We start from the raw sequence: 16683 nt of genomic DNA on the forward strand, positions 1-16683 counted from the left end.
ACGAGAAACCCGGTCTCCTCGTCCACCGGCCCTGCCACCGTCACGTCACACACGTAGGTGTGCCCATGGTAATTCGGATGGGCACACGCGCCGAAGATGTCGGCGTTCTCCTGATCACTCCAATCGGGACGACGATACCGATGCGCGGCGGCGAAGGAGACGCGACGGGTGAGCGACGTGCGCGGCATCGGTCAGCGGAAGATCGGGAAGATCACACCAGCCGAGAGGCCCCAGTTCCCGCGCCATCCCTCACGCTTGCGCGTGTCGGTGAGAATGGACGTGGTGTCGGATGCCTTCACGAAGTAGCGGTCGGGATACTGATACTTCCAGAAATTGTTTGTGGCATCGATGCGCAGCTGCGGACCACGTCGCGGCAGATAGCGCATGCTGACGCCGTAGTTGAACGAGAACTTGGTCCCGAACTTGTACGCCCCCGTGTCGGCCTTCGCGAAATCACTCACGATGCCGGCGCCCACGTTGATCGACGGCATGAGGTGATGCCACGTCTTGCGCCCCGTGAGCGACATGTCGAGGCCACCGTCGAGGATGTGCGTGGCGACGCCGGGCGTGCCGATCACGCGCGTCGCCAACGGATTCCCCGGCGCCAGCAGCCGGCGTTCGCTGGGGGACACCACATAGCGGGCGAAGAGTGAGGCCGGTCCCCCAACGCCGATGTCGTACCGCAAAGCTGCCAGCCAGCTGGCGGTGGGCGCCACATCGGCGAGGTCGCGCTGTACGGCCAGCCAGCCACCCATCACGGTGAGCGTCTGCCCGATCTTCACATCCTCGTAGGGGCTGCGGTCGGGCATGTGCCCCACCTGTGCCTGCGCTGCCGACGAAGTGAACAGCGAGGCGACGGCAGCCAGCGCGGCCGCCGTGGTCGATCGAATGACACGCATGGGTTGCATCAGGCCTGAGAATCGGAAGACCGATCGCGCAGGTCGCGACCGGTGATATCGGGAGGCAGCGTGAGTCCGAGCAGGGCGAGCGCCGTGGGCCCCACGTCGCATAACGCGCCGCTACTGCGTAGCGGTGCCACCTCGTCGGGGTCGAGGAGCACCAGCGGGACCGGGTTGGTGGTGTGCGCCGTGTGTGGCTGATGCGTCACCGGATCGACCATCACGTCGGCGTTGCCGTGGTCGGCGGTAATGATGAGCCGTGCCCCGCCCTTGGCGGCTGCTTCAAGGACGCGGCCAAGGCAGGCATCCACCGTTTCCACTGCCTTGATGGCCGCCGGCAACGACCCCGTGTGCCCCACCATGTCGGTGTTCGCGAAGTTGCACAGCATGAAATCGTGCGTGCGGTTGGCGAGCGCCTCGCACAGCACGTCGCACACGGCCGGCGCGCTCATCTCCGGCTGCAGATCGTACGTGGCCACTTTGGGGCTGGGTACCACGCGGCGATCCTCGCCGCGCAGCGGCTGCTCGTGCCCGCCGTTGAAAAAGAAGGTCACGTGCGGGTACTTCTCGGTTTCCGCCGTGCGCAGCTGCGTAAGCCCGGCGTTCGCGATCACTTCGCCCACGAGATGCTTCATCGACTGCGGCGCGAAGGCGACGGGGAAGGGGAACGTGTCCTCGTACTGCGTCATCGTGACGATGTGCACGAGCGGACGCGGTCCCGTGTCGAACCCGCTGAAGTCGGGGAGGGCCAGTGCCCGCAGCGACTGACGCATGCGGTCGCTGCGGAAGTTGAAGCAGACAAGGGCATCTCCGTCGCGCATGGGGGCCAGCGCCTGGCCGTCTGCTCCCGGCATCACCCACGGCTTCACGAATTCATCGTTCACCCCGGCATCGTACGAGCGCTGCAAGGCCGCGAGAGCGTCCGTTTCCACGGGAGCGTGGCCGCGCACGGCCGCGTCGTACCAGAGCCCCGTGCGCTCCCACCGGTTGTCGCGGTCCATGCCGTAGTAGCGGCCGCTCACACTCGCGAGCTGCGCCTTCCCCTCGATCCGCGCTAACGTCTCGCGCAGGAACGCCATGCCACTTTGCGGCGGCGTGTCGCGACCATCGAGCATGGCGTGCAGCACCACGCGGGGGACCTGCCGCTGTGCGGCCATGTCCACGAGCGCATACAGGTGTGACGCGAACGCGTGCACCCCGCCGTCGCCGAGCAGGCCGAGCAGGTGCAGCGTGCCATTGTTGAATCGGGCATGCTCGCACGCGGCCACGAGCGCCGGGTTCTCGCGGAAGCTGCCACCCTCGATCGCCGCCCCGATACGGACCAGGTCCTGCATGACGACGCGCCCGGCCCCAAGATTGAGGTGCCCGACCTCGCTGTTGCCCATCTGCCCCTCGGGGAGGCCCACCGCCTTCCCGCTGGCCGTGAGCAACGTGCGGGAGGGGTGGGACCAGATCCGGTCCCAGTTGGGCGTGTCGGCGAGGCAGATCGCGTTGGCCTCACAGTCTTCGCGATAGCCCCATCCATCGAGGATGATGAGGGCAACCGCGCGGTCTACACGTGCAGACATCGGTCTCCGGGGTATGCTACCGGGAGTGGTGCCCCGACGGGGTCCTGCTCCGGTTACTGGGGATCGCAGCCTTTGCAATCTAAACCCTGCTGACTCATGCGTGTTCGGCGTCAGACGCTGCTGCTGTCTCTGCTGTTGGTGGCGTTTCTGCTGTTCGACGGTGTCCTGCTCGTTCGTCGCGGGCGGTACCGCGAGGAAACGGCGCGCCTGCGTGCGGGAATGACCCAGCTCGAGCAGCAGCGCACCGATGCCATTCTGGCGGCCAACGCCGACCAGGCCACGCTCATGCTCGAGATCATGCGTCGCCAGGCGCAGGGCGATGAGGCGATTCACCTCGCGGTGAACACCGACTCGGCGTACGTGGCGCTCGATCGCGGCGGGGCCCGGCTCCGCACCATGCCGGCGCGCGTCGGTCCCGAGCGACGGGTGGGGATCGCCCCCGATACGGTGCACGTCGCGGTACCGCGAGGCCTCCGGGTCATCGAACGGCTCCTTGGTGATGCCGACCTCTGGCCGCTGCCGGCGTGGATTTGGGCCGACCGGGGGCTGGCCCCATCGGCCGAGCGCAGCGGAGGTGGCTGGACGGGACCCGCGGCGATCGTGCTGTCGGGTGGTACCCTGCTATACGCCTTGCCAGCTTCGGGACCACTCGCCGACAGCACTTATGTGATGCCCGGCGCCATCCGGCTCGCGGTGGACGACCTGCGCGCTATTCGCGAAAACCTGTCGACCGGTACCCGGGTGTATTTCTTCTAATGCGTGCATCCTCCTTTCCCGCGACACCGGCACGTTCGCTCCGTCCCATCGGTCGAGGTTGGCGCGGCGCCCCCCGCTGGTTGCTGGCGCTCTCGACCGTCGCGGCCATGCACAGCGCGTGGCTGGCCTACGGGACGCTCACGGTCCGTTTCGAACGTGACGTGGCCCGCCTGGTGTTCAACGACAATTCGGAGGCACTCGAACAGGCCGCCCTGCAGGCCGGCCTTGGTATCGACAGTCTGCGGGCGGTGCTCGCGGCGGTACCTCCACCGCCGGCCGACAGCACGTACCTCGTGGTGTCCATCACCGACCGCCGGATGTGGTACAAGCGCGGGGACAGCGTGCTCTTCACCGCCCCCATCGCCACCGGCTCCGGGAAACATCTCGTGATGCAGGGGGGCGCCAGAGTCCTGCGTTTCGAGACCCCGCGCGGTCGCCTTGTCGTGCAGCGGCTGGACTCGGCGCCGGCCTGGATTCCCCCCGACTGGCACTATCAGGAGCAGGCGAATACGCGAGGACTCGGCCTCACCCAGCTGGTCCGCGGTCGGCCCATTCCGCTCCGCGATGGGGGGCGTATCACGGTACAGGGCAACGAGGTCGTCCATGTCGGCCCCGACGGCTCCGCGCGGTCGCTCGAGGCCGACGACGGTCGTGAAATCGTCGCTGACGGAAAGATCGTCGTTCCCCCATATGGAACGCGCCAGCGGCGATACGAGGGCGCGCTCGGGAGCTTCCGGCTCTATCTCGGCGATGGCTACGGGATGCATGGCACCAACGATCCGTCGTCCATCGGCCGTGCCGTCAGCCACGGATGTATCCGATTACGGAACGAAGACATCGCCGAGCTGTACCACCGGGTAGCCGTCGGGACTCCGGTGTACATCTACTGATCTGACAAGCAGTTACGGGTGAGCGTTGCCGGGGCGGTGTGCCGCCGCCGGTGAATGCCCGGGTCCGGTTTCGTTATATTTCCTGAACGGGCGCTCGGTCGTCTGTTCCTCGAGCGCCATACCCGACTTCATGACCCTGAACCGCTTCGACGCCTCGGCGTCTTCCGATACGTCCACGCCGCTGCGTGTGCACCGACGGCCGGTGCACCGTCGTGCGACCGTTGCCGCCGGCCTGTTGGCCTGCGCGGTACTGGTCGCGTTCGTGCGTCCCGGAGGCAGGGCAAGCGCCAGCCCGGCCCGAATGGCTTTGGCGGGCGCGGCGGCCAGACCGTCCGCGCCGGCGTCGTTTCCGGGCCTCGATTCGCTGCGCGGTGTGAGCCGGAAGCTCCGTGCCCGCTTTCTCGCGCCACGGCACGCCGCGGCGATTCCAGTGTTGCGGCAGTACTTCGGCGACTCCGCCGTGAGCCGCCCCGGTGTGTACGCGGCCGACGATTCCAGTGGCGCGTTCCACTTCATCACCATGCGGCCGTTCGCCGACAAGGTGAAGGGGCGTATCGGTGGCTATCGCATCGGGTTCTTCCCGGCTGAGGTGCGCGCTGCCCGTTCGGTGGCGTATCGCAACCCGGAAGGCTTCCTCGAAGTCACGGCGGGCAACGCGGACACACCCATATCCGAGCACTTCCGGCTACGCGACTTCCTCACGAAGGATCAGGGCAGCATCTGGCCCAAGTATCTCGTGCTCCGCGAACCGCTGGTGGACAAGCTCGAGCTCGTGCTCGACGAGTTGCGCGGCATGGGCATTCCGGCCAGCCGTCTGCGCGTGATGTCCGGTTTCCGCACGCCGCAGTACAACGCGCTCGGGGTGGGTGCCGGTGGGCGGGCGAACGATAGTCGGCATCAGTACGGGGATGCCGCCGATGTGTACGTGGTGAACGGGTCGCAGGATTGGATGAGCGACCTCAATGGCGATGGCCGGGTGGATACGCGTGATGCCGGCGTCCTGGCCAGCGCCGCCGAGCGTGTGGAACAGCGCTACCCGCAACTGATCGGCGGCATCGGGATTTACAAGGCGACGGATGCGCATGGCCCGTTCGTGCACATCGACGTGCGCGGCAATCGCGCCCGGTGGGGAGCATTGTGATTCAACGTCGTACCGCCATTGTGTTGAGTGGCCTCGTGGCCATAACGGCCGCGTTCATCTATCAGCCGCCCGGCGAGTTGTTCGCGGATTCGTCGGCCGAAAGTTTCCGGCGCGCCGTGCCGCGCATCGCCGCTGCCAAGGGCATGCAGGGCACCAGTGGCGAGGTGCGCATGCACTTCGTGAAGGCGGGGGATCGGGTGGCATTCCCGCTCGATATCCGGGGGAGCGCGGGGCCGTTGGGGTTCCGCTACCAGTGGGTGGAAGTGGGAAGTAACGAGAGCGGTGACGTGATGCGCCCGCTCGACGGGGACACTTTGCTGGCCCCGCTCACGCCGGGGTTCTACGCGCTCAACGTGATGCGCAACGGTGTGATGCAGCGGCTCGAAGAGCCCAAGCTGGCCGTCATCGTCCCCTTCGAACTCAAGTTCGGCAGCACCCTCAACGGGTATCAGATCGGCCGCTATCCGGCCGAGTGGTCGCGTGATGAGAGCGCCGAGAAGCCGATGGGGTTCGCGGAGGTGCGTGAAGAACATCTCGATCTTCCGCTCACGAAGCACCTCAAGGTGCGCGACTTCGTCACCCACGACCGGCAGACCATCTGGCCGAAGTACATCGCCGTGGATCCGCGGGTCCTCGACAAGATCGAGCTGGTGCTGCGCGAACTGGCGCGGCGCCGCGGGGAAGAGCAGGCCGACTTCAAGCTCGAAGTGCACAGCGGCTTCCGCACACCGCTGCACAACTCCGGGGTGGAAGGGTCGGCGCGTGACTCGCGCCATCTGTACGGAGACGCCGCCGATGTGGCCATCGACGCGGACGGCGACGGGCAGCTCACGCTGTTCGACGCCTACCGGGTGGAGCAGGCCGTGGATTGGGTGGAGCGTCTGCACCCGGAACTCGCGGGCGGCCTCGGCGTATACAGCAGCCGCCGGTACGCCACACCGTATTGTCATATCGACGCGCGCGGCGAACGGAAACGTTGGCGCGGGTGATCACGTAGGGCGGGCTTCACGGCCTGCCATGAGGAGCCCATGAATCCGTACGTCCGCGACCGCATCAACCGGAAGCTCGACACCCTGTCCGACGAGCGCCTGTACCAGGTGCTGGACTATGTGGAGTTTCTCGAGTCGAAGTACGCCGAGAAGCCGGCGCCGGTGACCAATGTGTTCCAGAAGTTCACCGACGGAGTGGAGGACACCCTGCGCGCTGGTGGACTCGCGGCGGGTACGGTGGTGGAGGCGGTGGGGTTCCTCAACAAGGCGATGGGCGTGCTGAACAACGTCGCGCAGACCACGAAGACGGTCGCGACCGATGTGGTGAGCACGGCGAAGACGGTGGCCGACCAGATCGGCGCACCCCCGCCAGGGACGCCGCCGGCTACGCCACCGTCAGCGCCACCGTCAGCGTCGCAGGCAACGCCGCCGACCACTGACCCTGACGCTCCCACTCAGCCGCCCGCGGCATGACGAGCAAGGGGGCAGAGTCGTCGAAACAGTCGTTGCACGAAGACGACGTTGACGACACGGACGCCGCTTCTGCACCGCGGCGCCCGACGGGGCGCGGCCCGCGAACCGGCATGAAGCGCTCGGTCATGCGGGTGATCCGGCAGATCCCCTCGTACCTCCGGTTGCTGGCGGGGCTCATTCGCGATCGCCGGGTCTCCCGATTCGACCGCTTGCTCGTGATCGGCACGCTCGCGTACATCGTCTCCCCGCTCGATTTCATCCCGGATGTGATTCCGTTCCTGGGGGAAGTCGACGATGTCTACCTGTTGATGCTGGCCTTGCAGCGCATGGTGGACCGCGCGGGCTTCGCCGTGTTGCGCGACCACTGGCGCGGTGATCCGGCGGCACTGGAGGAACTCGACCTGGCCCGCGTGGTGTCGGCGGCCGCTTTCTTCCTGCCCCTCCGCCTGCGCCGCCGCCTGCGACGGATGGCGGGGCGGTAGGGCCGCCCCTCTGGAATCCCTCCTCGGCCCGTTATACCTTTCGAGATGGCACCCTCATCTCGCTCCGCTCGTATCCGCGACGACATCGCGCTCACGTTCGACGATGTCCTGCTTGCCCCCCGGCACTCGACCACGCACCCGCGTGAAGTCAGCCTGGCCTCCCGCTTTACTCGCGGTATCAGGCTGAACGTGCCGCTCGTGTCCGCCGCCATGGACACGGTCACCGAAAGCGAGATGGCCATCGCGATGGCCCGCTACGGCGCCATCGGCGTGCTGCACAAGAACATGTCGGTCGATCGGCAGGCGGCCGAGGTGGATCGGGTGAAGCGCAGTGAGAGCGGCATGATCCTCAATCCGATCACGCTCTCGCCCACGGCGTCGCTCCGCGAAGCGGTGGCGCTGATGATGCGCTTCAAGATTTCCGGTGTGCCCATTGTGGATGCCACCGGCAAGCTGGTGGGTATCCTCACCAATCGTGACCTGCAGTTCGAGCGCAATCTCGATCGGCCGCTCGCCGAAGTCATGACCAGCGAGGATCTCATCACCGCGCCCATGGGCACGGGTCTCGACGATGCTGAGAAGATTCTCGCGAAGCACCGCATCGAGAAGTTGCCGGTGACCGATGAGCAGGGGAATCTGAAGGGGCTCATCACCGTCAAGGATATCCACAAGCGCCGGCAGTACCCGGATGCCAACAAGGATCAGTATGGGCGGCTGCGGGTCGCGGCGGCGATCGGGGCGGGCGGCGATTATCTCGATCGGGCGCGTGCCCTTATCCAGGCCGGCGTCGACGTGCTCATCATTGACACCGCGCATGGCCACAGTGAGGGCGTGCTGCAGGCCACGGCCCGCGTGCGCGAGGCGTTTCCCGATGTGCAGCTCATCGCCGGCAACGTCGCCACCAAGGGAGGCGCGGCGGCGCTCGTTGAGCGCGGGGTGGATGCGATCAAGGTGGGCGTGGGTCCCGGCTCCATCTGCACCACCCGTGTCGTCACCGGCGTGGGCGTGCCGCAGATCGCCGCCATCATGGACGCCGTGGAGGGAGCGGGAGACGTCCCCGTCATTGCCGACGGCGGCATCAAGTACTCGGGCGACATCGTGAAGGCGCTGGCCGCCGGCGCGTCGAGTGTCATGATGGGCAGCATGCTGGCCGGCACCGAGGAAAGCCCCGGCGAGTCGTTCCTGCTCGAGGGACGCCGATTCAAGATGATCCGCGGCATGGGCTCGCTCTCGGCCATGCAGGACGGGTCGGCCGACCGGTACTTCCAGGACGGGGAAATGTCCCCCAAGAAGCTCGTGCCCGAGGGGATCGAGGGGCGCGTCCCGTACAAGGGCCCCGTGGGCGACGTGCTCTTCCAGATGATCGGCGGGCTGCGCAGCGGCATGGGCTACGTCGGCTGCGGCACCATCGACGCCCTGCGCACCGAGGCGGAGTTCGTGCGCATTACCACGGCCGGGTTGCGCGAGTCGCACCCGCACGACGTGACGATCACCCGGGAAGCGCCGAACTACTCGGTGTGAGGTCGTACCCGTAACCCGGAACTCGTACTCGGCACCCGGAACTGATCGGTTTCGGGTGCCGCGTTCGGGCTCCGGCTCTCGGGTCTTTGGCCTCCCGGGCCACCAAAGTCGCGCGCCCTACTGTTCGAATGGCGTGCACACGGCCACATTAGGCGCCGTACTGTTCCGTGCCGCGGTAATCGAGGTGTGGAGCAGCTGCAGCCGACCTACCTGCGGGCCACTCCAGCCTCCCCGGCCCGCTCCACCCAGACCACACCGCTGATGGGAATCTGGTCCAAGAAATCGATCACGGCGCTGCGCGCCGAGGCCGACAGCTCCGAGGGCGGCCTCAAGCGAACGCTTGGTGCGCTCAACCTCACCATGCTCGGTATCGGTGCCATTATCGGCGCCGGCATCTTCGTGCTTACGGGCACGGCGGCCGCCAACTTCGCCGGTCCCGGCGTTTCGCTCTCCTTCGTGCTCGCGGGCCTCGCCTGCCTGTTCGCGGGACTCTGCTACGCCGAATTCGCGTCGATGATTCCGATCGCCGGTTCCGCCTACACCTACAGCTACGCCACCATGGGTGAGGGGATCGCGTGGTTTATCGGCTGGAACCTCATCCTCGAGTATCTCTTCGCGGCCTCTACGGTTGCGGTCGGCTGGTCGGGGTACTTCAGCGCCATGCTGAACTCAGCGGGCATCCACATCCCGGCCGCCTTCGCGTCGGCGCCGCTGACGGTCATTAACGGCCACGAAGTGGTGCGCGCGTTCACCTGCGTGAACCCGGAGACGGGCGCGACCCTGATCGATGCCGCGACCAACGCAGCCTATGCCGCCCGCGAGGCGTGCACGGCGGCCGGCGGTAACGTGGTGAATGGCCTGATCAACCTGCCCGCGGTGCTGCTCATCCTCGCGCTCACGGCACTGCTGGTGCGCGGGGTGCAGGAGTCGGCGACGCTCAACAACATCATCGTCGCCATCAAGATGACGATCGTGCTGCTGGTGATCGGCTTCGGCTTCTTCTACATCAACAAGGACAACTGGACGCCGTTCATTCCGGAGATGGTCACGAATCCGGACGGTAGCACGAAGTACGGCATGGCCGGCGTGCTCCGCGCGGCCCCCGTCGTCTTCTTCGCCTACATCGGCTTCGACGCCGTCTCCACGGCCGCGCAGGAAGCGAAGAACCCGCAGCGTGACCTGCCCATCGGCATGATCGCGTCACTGCTCATCTGCACGGTGCTGTACATCGCGATGTCGCTGGTCATGACGGGTCTCGCCCCGTACACGTCCCTTGGCGTGGCGCACCCGGTGTCGGCCGCGCTCGAGGCGGTCCCGCAGCTCAAGTGGCTCGAGAACCTCGTGAACATCGGTGCCGTCGCGGGTCTGTCGTCGGTGGTGCTCGTGATGCTCATGGGCCAGCCGCGCATCTTCTACACCATGTCGCGCGACGGCCTCCTGCCGCCGATCTTCGCGAAGGTCCACCCGAAGTACCAGACGCCGTCGGCGTCGTCGTGGATCGTCGGCATCATCGCCCTGATCATCGCGGGCTTCTTCCCGCTCGGCCTCCTCGGCGAACTGGTCTCGGGCGGCACGCTCGCGGCCTTCGCCACGGTGTGCATCGGCGTGTGGGTGCTGCGGAACCGCTCGCCGGAACTCGAGCGCCCCTTCAAGACGCCGCTCGTGCCGCTCGTACCGGCACTCGGCGCCGGCGCGACGCTCTACATGATGTATCAGCTCCCGGGGCTCACCTGGGCGCTGCTCGGCCTGTGGACGGCGATCGGCATGACGATGTACTTCGTGTACGGCATGAAGAACTCGAAGATCGGCAAGCAGGAATCCGGTCGGAAATGACCGGCGCTGTGGCCGATGGGCTGCTGAGCGCATCGGAAGCGCGGCAGGCGGCGATCCACGAGTGGTTCGCCGCCCTGCGTCCCGGAAGCACAGTGGCCCTGTCCACGCACATCAACGCGGATGGTGACGGATGCGGCAGTGAAACCGCGCTCGCGAGATTGCTCGCGCAGCGCGGCATTCACTGCCGCATCGTCAATCCCACCCCGTGGCCTACGATGTTCGAGTTCCTCCTCGGTGACGACGTGGAGGAGGCGAGTGCGCGCGGGGCCGACGCGTTGGCCGACATCGATGCGCTGATCGTGCTGGACATCAACGATGTGCGCCGGCTGGGGCATCTCGCCGACGCGGTGCGTCAGCTCGCGGTGCCTGTTTCGGTCATCGATCATCACGTGGCCGGTGACGAGCCCGTGGGGACGCTGGCGATTGCTGATACCGCCGCCTGCGCGACCGGAGAACTGGTGTACGACATCGCCATGACGCTCGGGTTGGCCATCACGCCGGCCATTGCGCAGTCGCTGTATGCGGCGATTCTCACCGATACCGGCAGCTTCCGGTTCAGCAACACGTCGCCGCGGGCGCATGGGATCGCCGCGGCGCTCTTGGCCGCGGGCGTGAATCCGGAGGAGATGTACCGCCGCATCTACGCGCAGGTGAGCATGGGGCGGCTGCAGTTGCTGCGCGAGGCGCTCGGCTCCCTCGTCAGCGAGCCCGAGGTGGGGCTGTCGTACATCTCGGTTGAGGCGGGCGTGACCGGTCGCTATGAGGTCACGAGCGAGGAGCTGGATGGCATCGTCGAGCACCCGCGCAGCATCGTGGGCACCCGCATGGCGCTCTTCTTTCGCGATCTCGGCCATGGCAAGGTGAAGGTGAGCCTGCGTAGCACCGGTGACGTGGACGTGCAGCAGTTTGCGCGTCGCTACGGCGGCGGCGGGCATCGGAAAGCCTCCGGTGCCATGCTGGCCGGTGGGCTCGACGACGTGCGCGCGCAGGTCGTGGCCGACGCTCGCGCGTATCTGCGCGGCGAACTCCCCGACGCCTGATCCGCCGACGCGCGGAACAGGCGGTGCGCACCGAGAACCGGACGCGGGGCATTCCACGGGCCTCCCGGTTCCTCTAGCTTTGGGAAGCGTATTCCCGAACCCGTTACTTCCCTATGCAGCCACTCATGGAACGGATCACCGGCGCCCTCGCCGCGGTCCGGAACCCGCGCACCGGCGCCGATGTCATGGCCGCCGAACAAGTGCGTGATATCGCCACGTCACGCGAAGGCAAAGTCCGTCTCACGCTGCTCCTCGCCCCCGAGGATGACGCCACGCTGGTACGTGACGTGCGGCAGGCCATCGAAGCGCTCGACGGCGTAACCGATGTGCGCGTGGACGTCCGTGATCCCGCGCAGAGTGAACCCACACCGGCGCGTCGTGCGCCCGAGCCCATGAACCAGTCGAAGGCCCCCGGCGCCGGTCGCGCGTTGCCCGTGATGGACAGCGCACCGCAGAAGGCGCCGCCGAAGGTCCCCGAACCCGTGCAGTACCCCAACCTCGGTCGCATCATCGCGATTTCGTCGGGAAAGGGCGGTGTTGGCAAGAGCACCGTGGCGGTGAATCTCGCCATCGCGCTGGCAAAGGCCGGCAAGAAGGTGGGCATCATGGATGCCGACATCTACGGCCCCAATCTCCCGCTCATGCTCGGCGTGGACGCGGCGCCGGCGGTGCGCGACGAGAAGATCATCCCGCTCGAGGCGCACGGCGTGAAGGTCATCTCGCTCGGCTTCCTGATCGAGAAGGAACAGCCGGCGATCTGGCGCGGCCCCATCGTGATGAAGATCATCACGCAGTTCCTGCGCGACGTGAACTGGGGACAGCTCGACTACTTCCTCGTGGACATGCCGCCGGGTACCGGTGACGCGCAGCTGTCGCTCGTGCAGGCCACGCAGGTGCACGGCGCCGTCATCGTGACGACGCCGCAGCAGGTAGCGGTGGGTGATGCGCTGCGCGGTGTGAAGATGTTCGAGCGCACCGCGGTGCCCGTGCTCGGCATCGTCGAGAACATGTCGTACTTCGAGAATCCCGAGACGGGGAAGCCCATCGCGCTTTTCGGCAGCGGTGGCGGCGAGCGTCTGGCGAAGGAGTGCGATCTGCCGCTGCTCGGGCAGGTACCCATTGATCCGCGCATTCAGGAAGGCGGCGATACCGGTCGCCCCATCGTGGCGGTGGAGCCCGACTCCAAGGCGGCCAAGGCGATCAGCGCCGTTGCCGAACGTGTGATGCAGCGCGTTGCCGAACGCTACGGCTGATACCGACGCTACCTCAGCCCCACGCGGCGAACTCGTCGGCGAGCCCTTATCGCTGACGATTCGCCGCGTGGCGCTTCCGGCCGTCATCGCGAATTTGCTGATGACGGCGTTCCACAACGTCGACACGTTCTGGATCGGTCGCTCGCTCGGGGCTGAATCGTTGGCGGCGGTGACTGGCGCCGTATTCTGGGTGTGGCTGGCGATCTCGGTGGGCGAGATGGTGAGCATCGGCCTCGATGCCCTCGCCGCGCGCCGCCACGGCGAGCGGCGGCCACAGGATGCGGCGCGCAGTGTGGCCGATGGCTTTCTGTTGGCCCTGCTGCTGGGCGGCGTGATCGCGGTGGCCGCTCCGTTTGTCCTGGCGCAGCTCTTCGATCTGCTCGGCACGTCGGGGAATGTGAGCCGCATCGGCCGTGACTACCTCGGCACGTACTTCCTGGGGATGCCGCTCATCTTCGGTTTCTTTGCCGTCGATGCGGCGTTCCGCGCGCGGGGCGATACACGCACGCCGCTCTGGATTCTTGCGGTGACCACCGTGTGTGGCCTCGTTCTCGATCCGCTCCTCATTCGGGGCCTCGGTCCATTCCCGGCACTTGGCGTGCGTGGGGCGGCGCTGGCTACGCTGGTGCCGCGCGGCCTCGCGTGTGTGGCGGGCGTGATGATTCTGCGCCGGCGCGGTATGCTGCTGTGGGGCTCACCACGATGGCCCGTGCTTGCGACGATCGTGCGCGTGGGCGCGCCGGCCGCTGCCACGGGCGTGGTCTTCAGTTTCATCTACGTGCTGCTCACGCGCATCACCACGCAGTTCGGCACGCCTGCACTCGCGGCCCTCGGGCTCGGCTTCCGTATGGAGAGCGTGGTGTACGTCGCGAGTGTCGGGATGGGCGCCGCGCTCGCCGCCATCGTGGGGCAGAGCCTTGGGGCCGGTGACGCGCCGCGCGCCGCGCGCGCCGGATGGATCAGCACGGGCATCGTGAGCGCCGTGGGCCTCGCAATGGCGGTGGTGAGTCTGTTTTTCGCCGATCAGTTCGCGGGGCTCTTTTCCGACGATCCGGCGGTGATTGCGGAAGCGGCGAAGTATCTCCGGATCTCGGCGTTCTCGCAGCTGTTTCTTGGCGCCGAAGTGGTGCTCGAAAGCGCCATGGCTGGTGCGGGGTGGACCTTCGTGCCCATGGTCCTCAGCACCTCGATTACGGCGTTGCGCCTACCGGTGGGCGCGTGGGCGGCCACGCACTGGGGCACGACCGGACTCTGGTGGACCATTTCGATCACCGCGGCCGCGCGCGGTGTGCTGATGGCGCTCTTGTGGGCGTCGGGGCGGTGGCGGAAATCGGTGGTGTGAGTGTTGAGATGTGTGCCACGAGCACGAGCACGAGTTTCGAGCTGACAGCTGACAGCTGATGACCGAAAGCTCCCTTGCCCGCACGGGATTCCCGTCGCGGCAGGGGAGCTTTCAGCTGTCAGCTCTCAGCTCTCCGTTTTCGACAAGGGTTTCGGCGTTAGCTTATCGACATGCCCACTCCCGCCATCACGCTCCTCACCGATTTTGGCACGGCTGATGGATACGTGGCCGAGCTGAAGGGCGTGCTCGTGTCGCATGCGCCCGGTGTGCCGATCGTCGATCTGTCGCATGACATTCCGCCACAGGACGTCGCGTTCGGCCGCCTCACGGTGGCGCGCTACTGGAAGCGATTCCCCGTGGGCACCGTGCATCTGGTCGTCGTGGACCCGGGCGTGGGCACATCACGGGCCGCCATCGCCATCAGCAGCGAAGGGCGCTTCCTGGTGGGGCCGGACAATGGCGTGCTCTCGCCCGCGCTGTTTGCGCTCGATGCGCGCGTGGTGCAGTTGCCGGTGGACGCAGCGGCATCGGCCACGTTTCATGGCCGCGATGTGTTCGCGCCGATCGCGGCGCGCCTCGCCACCGGCGCGCCGCTCGACGCGGTGGGCGAGCCGTTCGGTGACGCGGTGCGGCTGCGCACGCCACCGCCGGTGCGCGACGCGCACGGACTGCTGCACGGCGAGGTGCTCACGATCGACCGCTTTGGCAACGTGATCACCAACCTGCTCACGCGCGATGCGCGCGGCATGGTGAAGATCGCCGGCCGCGCCGCGCGCATGGTGCGTACCTACGGCGAGGCGGCGCGCGGCGAACTGGTGGCGCTGATCGGGTCGAGCGGCTTCGTGGAGGTGGCGGTGCGTGAGGGGAACGCGGCGGGTTTGCTCGGCGTGGAGAGAGGGGCGGCCGTGGTCCTCGGGTAGGTCTCCGTGACTGCGTGGGTGACTGCGCTCAACAGCAGACGGCAGACGGCAGGAACTACAGCACGCAGTCAGGGAGGAATTCGGTAGAACCACACGGCAGCGTGCGCTGCGCGCCGCCGCCGATATCCCCACCGCAAAGGAAATCGGGCGCGCCGCAAAGCGGCCGCGCCCGTTTTGTTGTACCGCATTCCTCCCGTACTGCGTGCTGTGGTTCCTGCCGTCTGCCGTCTGCTGTTTGACGACCACGCCGGCCTTCACAACCCAGTCGGCCCCGCTTGCCCGTCCGTCCGTGGCCGCGGCGCCGCCACCACGCCCTGCACCGGCGTCGGCGTCTGCCAGCTCACTGGCACCTGCACCTCATTGACGCCCGTAGTGCGCGACGCGCCCCACTTGGCGGTGTAGCCGCTGAACCGGTCGCCGCCGAAGCGGCCGAACTGCACGCTGAGGCGCGACACGCCGATGCGGCTCTTCACCACGGCGCCAAGCCCCACCGTCGCCACCGCCCAGCTGAAGGCCAGCGCCACGAGCCGCGCCACGGCGCCGAACACCGGGACCTGCGACGCGAGCGCCGCGCCGAACCACACGAGGCTGAGCGCCACGAGCCCCACCGTGAGTCCGCGCAACGCGGCGCTGCGCTCCGTCGCCCCCGTGCCGCGTCCGGCTACCGCACGGCCGATCACCATGGCCACCGCAAGGACGCCCAGGGTGACGGCCCCGGACAGCGCCAACGCCCACGCAAGGGCGGCCACGGGGATGGCCAGAATGCCGATGAGCGTCACCGCGCAGGCGATGAGCAGTACCACCAGCGCCGGCACCGCCAGCAGCTGCGTGAGCAGCCCCGCCCAGAAGCTGCCGCCCACGTCGCGCGCGGCACTCTTGGCCACGGCCAGCAGCGCCTCCTCGGCGGTCATCAGCACCACCAGCCCGATGATCATGCCGATCCCGAACGTGCCGGCGACGGCGAAGAGGGTGGCGGTCAACATGCGGCCGATCCCCTCAACGGGTGCGCGAGGAAGTGGCGAGGGCACGGATGCCCACCACGCCCATACCGGCCACGGCCACGAAGGCGCCCATGGCCAAGGCCATCACCTCGGGGGAACTGCCGCGGAGCGCCTCGAGACCGGGCTGCCCGAGCACGGTCGTCACGACGTCGCTCCCAGCAGCCGTGAGCTGCTCGCGGAATCGCTCGAGCCCCAGCTGGGCCAACAGAAGGCCCATGTCGGCCCGCGCCACCGCCCAGGTGGCCCCAGCCGTGCCCAGCCCTGCTACCACGGCCGCCGCCAGACCGGCCGCGATTCGGGCCCGACGGGTCGCCGGAACGACCTGGGACACCGTGCGCGTCACCGCGGCATGCCACGGTTCGAAGACCTGCACTTCGCTCATCACCCGATCGGCAAACGAGGCCGACGGCGCGAAGTCGGGAAGCGTATCGAGCATCACCATCAGCGCCCGGGCGCTCTCCAGTTCGGCCTGGCACGTCGAACACGACGAGGCGTGTGCCCGCAACTGGGCCACGCCGAAGCCCTCTTCTCGGTCGAGAAGGAGCTCGATTTCGTCTGGTCGTAGGTGTCGGTC

The 16683-nt window shown here is 67.5% G+C and carries 16 protein-coding genes and 1 pseudogene; 12 read left to right on the top strand and 5 right to left on the bottom strand.

The features are described from left to right. The 3 genes from ACIQ6O_RS04700 to gpmI form a co-directional block, all read right to left on the bottom strand. Positions 1-188: 6-carboxytetrahydropterin synthase (locus ACIQ6O_RS04700; RefSeq protein ID WP_396206632.1), on the bottom strand; the 188-nt coding region annotated here is incomplete at its 3' end. 3 nt (positions 189-191) lie between these two features. Further along, entirely contained in the window at positions 192-899 is a 708-nt protein-coding gene (locus tag ACIQ6O_RS04705) for a hypothetical protein (protein WP_396206633.1), read from the bottom strand. An 8-nt stretch (positions 900-907) separates the two neighbouring features. Next, positions 908-2467 carry a 2,3-bisphosphoglycerate-independent phosphoglycerate mutase gene (gpmI, locus tag ACIQ6O_RS04710; RefSeq protein ID WP_396206634.1) on the bottom strand — a complete coding sequence of 520 codons (1560 nt, stop codon included), beginning with the start codon at positions 2465-2467 and terminating at the stop codon, positions 908-910. 96 nt (positions 2468-2563) lie between these two features. Here gpmI and ACIQ6O_RS04715 point away from each other — a divergent pair, with 96 nt between their 5' ends. From ACIQ6O_RS04715 to ACIQ6O_RS04770, 12 genes are all read left to right on the top strand, one after another. Beyond that, on the top strand, positions 2564-3223 hold the full coding sequence (locus tag ACIQ6O_RS04715) for a hypothetical protein (RefSeq protein ID WP_396206635.1): 660 nt from the start codon (positions 2564-2566) through the stop codon (positions 3221-3223). After that, positions 3223-4113: a L,D-transpeptidase gene (locus tag ACIQ6O_RS04720; protein ID WP_396206636.1), complete on the top strand. Its 891-nt coding sequence runs from the start codon at positions 3223-3225 to the stop codon at positions 4111-4113. Before ACIQ6O_RS04715 ends, ACIQ6O_RS04720 begins: the two co-directional genes overlap by 1 nt. Positions 4114-4243: 130 nt before the next feature. Then, entirely contained in the window at positions 4244-5254 is a 1011-nt protein-coding gene (locus ACIQ6O_RS04725; protein WP_396206637.1) for a hypothetical protein, read from the top strand. Further along, a complete protein-coding gene (locus ACIQ6O_RS04730; protein WP_396206638.1) occupies positions 5251-6243 on the top strand; it encodes a D-Ala-D-Ala carboxypeptidase family metallohydrolase in 993 nt (330 codons plus the stop codon). Before ACIQ6O_RS04725 ends, ACIQ6O_RS04730 begins: the two co-directional genes overlap by 4 nt. Before the next feature lie 39 nt (positions 6244-6282). After that, on the top strand, positions 6283-6717 hold the full coding sequence (locus tag ACIQ6O_RS04735; protein WP_396206639.1) for a hypothetical protein: 435 nt from the start codon (positions 6283-6285) through the stop codon (positions 6715-6717). 110 nt (positions 6718-6827) lie between these two features. Beyond that, the gene (locus tag ACIQ6O_RS04740) at positions 6828-7199 is read left to right on the top strand and encodes a YkvA family protein (protein ID WP_396206640.1); all 372 of its coding nucleotides are present in this window, start codon (positions 6828-6830) and stop codon (positions 7197-7199) included. A gap of 45 nt (positions 7200-7244) precedes the next feature. Then, entirely contained in the window at positions 7245-8720 is a 1476-nt protein-coding gene (guaB, locus tag ACIQ6O_RS04745; protein WP_396206641.1) for an IMP dehydrogenase, read from the top strand. A 261-nt stretch (positions 8721-8981) separates the two neighbouring features. Continuing rightward, the gene (locus ACIQ6O_RS04750; RefSeq protein WP_396206647.1) at positions 8982-10553 is read left to right on the top strand and encodes an amino acid permease; all 1572 of its coding nucleotides are present in this window, start codon (positions 8982-8984) and stop codon (positions 10551-10553) included. Continuing rightward, complete coding sequence (locus ACIQ6O_RS04755; RefSeq protein ID WP_396206642.1) at positions 10550-11593, top strand: bifunctional oligoribonuclease/PAP phosphatase NrnA; 1044 nt, start codon at positions 10550-10552, stop codon at positions 11591-11593. Before ACIQ6O_RS04750 ends, ACIQ6O_RS04755 begins: the two co-directional genes overlap by 4 nt. Positions 11594-11706: 113 nt before the next feature. After that, complete coding sequence (locus ACIQ6O_RS04760) at positions 11707-12846, top strand: P-loop NTPase (protein WP_396206643.1); 1140 nt, start codon at positions 11707-11709, stop codon at positions 12844-12846. A 67-nt stretch (positions 12847-12913) separates the two neighbouring features. Continuing rightward, entirely contained in the window at positions 12914-14188 is a 1275-nt protein-coding gene (locus ACIQ6O_RS04765; protein ID WP_396206644.1) for an MATE family efflux transporter, read from the top strand. Between the two features lie 170 nt (positions 14189-14358). After that, positions 14359-15108 (top strand): S-adenosyl-l-methionine hydroxide adenosyltransferase family protein, encoded by a 750-nt coding sequence (locus ACIQ6O_RS04770; protein WP_396206645.1) that lies wholly within the window; start codon positions 14359-14361, stop codon positions 15106-15108. A gap of 254 nt (positions 15109-15362) precedes the next feature. Here the strand turns inward: ACIQ6O_RS04770 and ACIQ6O_RS04775 are convergent, their stop codons facing one another. Together ACIQ6O_RS04775 and ACIQ6O_RS04780 are read right to left on the bottom strand one after the other, a co-directional pair. Then, positions 15363-16091: a hypothetical protein gene (locus tag ACIQ6O_RS04775; RefSeq protein WP_396206646.1), complete on the bottom strand. Its 729-nt coding sequence runs from the start codon at positions 16089-16091 to the stop codon at positions 15363-15365. 13 nt (positions 16092-16104) lie between these two features. Continuing rightward, a pseudogene (locus ACIQ6O_RS04780) lies at positions 16105-16683 on the bottom strand (hypothetical protein); the annotation flags it as partial.

This window comes from Gemmatimonas sp. (assembly GCF_044345575.1).
Classification (GTDB): domain Bacteria; phylum Gemmatimonadota; class Gemmatimonadetes; order Gemmatimonadales; family Gemmatimonadaceae; genus Gemmatimonas.

Coding starts and splice junctions, on each gene's coding strand:
- ACIQ6O_RS04760 (WP_396206643.1), top strand. CDS start 11,707: ATGCAGCCACTCATGGAACGGATCACCGGCGCCCTCGCCGCGGTCCGG.
- ACIQ6O_RS04735 (WP_396206639.1), top strand. CDS start 6,283: ATGAATCCGTACGTCCGCGACCGCATCAACCGGAAGCTCGACACCCTG.
- gpmI (WP_396206634.1), bottom strand. CDS start 2,467: ATGTCTGCACGTGTAGACCGCGCGGTTGCCCTCATCATCCTCGATGGA.
- ACIQ6O_RS04755 (WP_396206642.1), top strand. CDS start 10,550: ATGACCGGCGCTGTGGCCGATGGGCTGCTGAGCGCATCGGAAGCGCGG.
- ACIQ6O_RS04720 (WP_396206636.1), top strand. CDS start 3,223: ATGCGTGCATCCTCCTTTCCCGCGACACCGGCACGTTCGCTCCGTCCC.
- ACIQ6O_RS04770 (WP_396206645.1), top strand. CDS start 14,359: ATGCCCACTCCCGCCATCACGCTCCTCACCGATTTTGGCACGGCTGAT.
- ACIQ6O_RS04775 (WP_396206646.1), bottom strand. CDS start 16,091: ATGTTGACCGCCACCCTCTTCGCCGTCGCCGGCACGTTCGGGATCGGC.
- ACIQ6O_RS04750 (WP_396206647.1), top strand. CDS start 8,982: ATGGGAATCTGGTCCAAGAAATCGATCACGGCGCTGCGCGCCGAGGCC.
- ACIQ6O_RS04725 (WP_396206637.1), top strand. CDS start 4,244: ATGACCCTGAACCGCTTCGACGCCTCGGCGTCTTCCGATACGTCCACG.
- ACIQ6O_RS04705 (WP_396206633.1), bottom strand. CDS start 899: ATGCGTGTCATTCGATCGACCACGGCGGCCGCGCTGGCTGCCGTCGCC.
- ACIQ6O_RS04740 (WP_396206640.1), top strand. CDS start 6,828: ATGAAGCGCTCGGTCATGCGGGTGATCCGGCAGATCCCCTCGTACCTC.
- ACIQ6O_RS04715 (WP_396206635.1), top strand. CDS start 2,564: ATGCGTGTTCGGCGTCAGACGCTGCTGCTGTCTCTGCTGTTGGTGGCG.
- guaB (WP_396206641.1), top strand. CDS start 7,245: ATGGCACCCTCATCTCGCTCCGCTCGTATCCGCGACGACATCGCGCTC.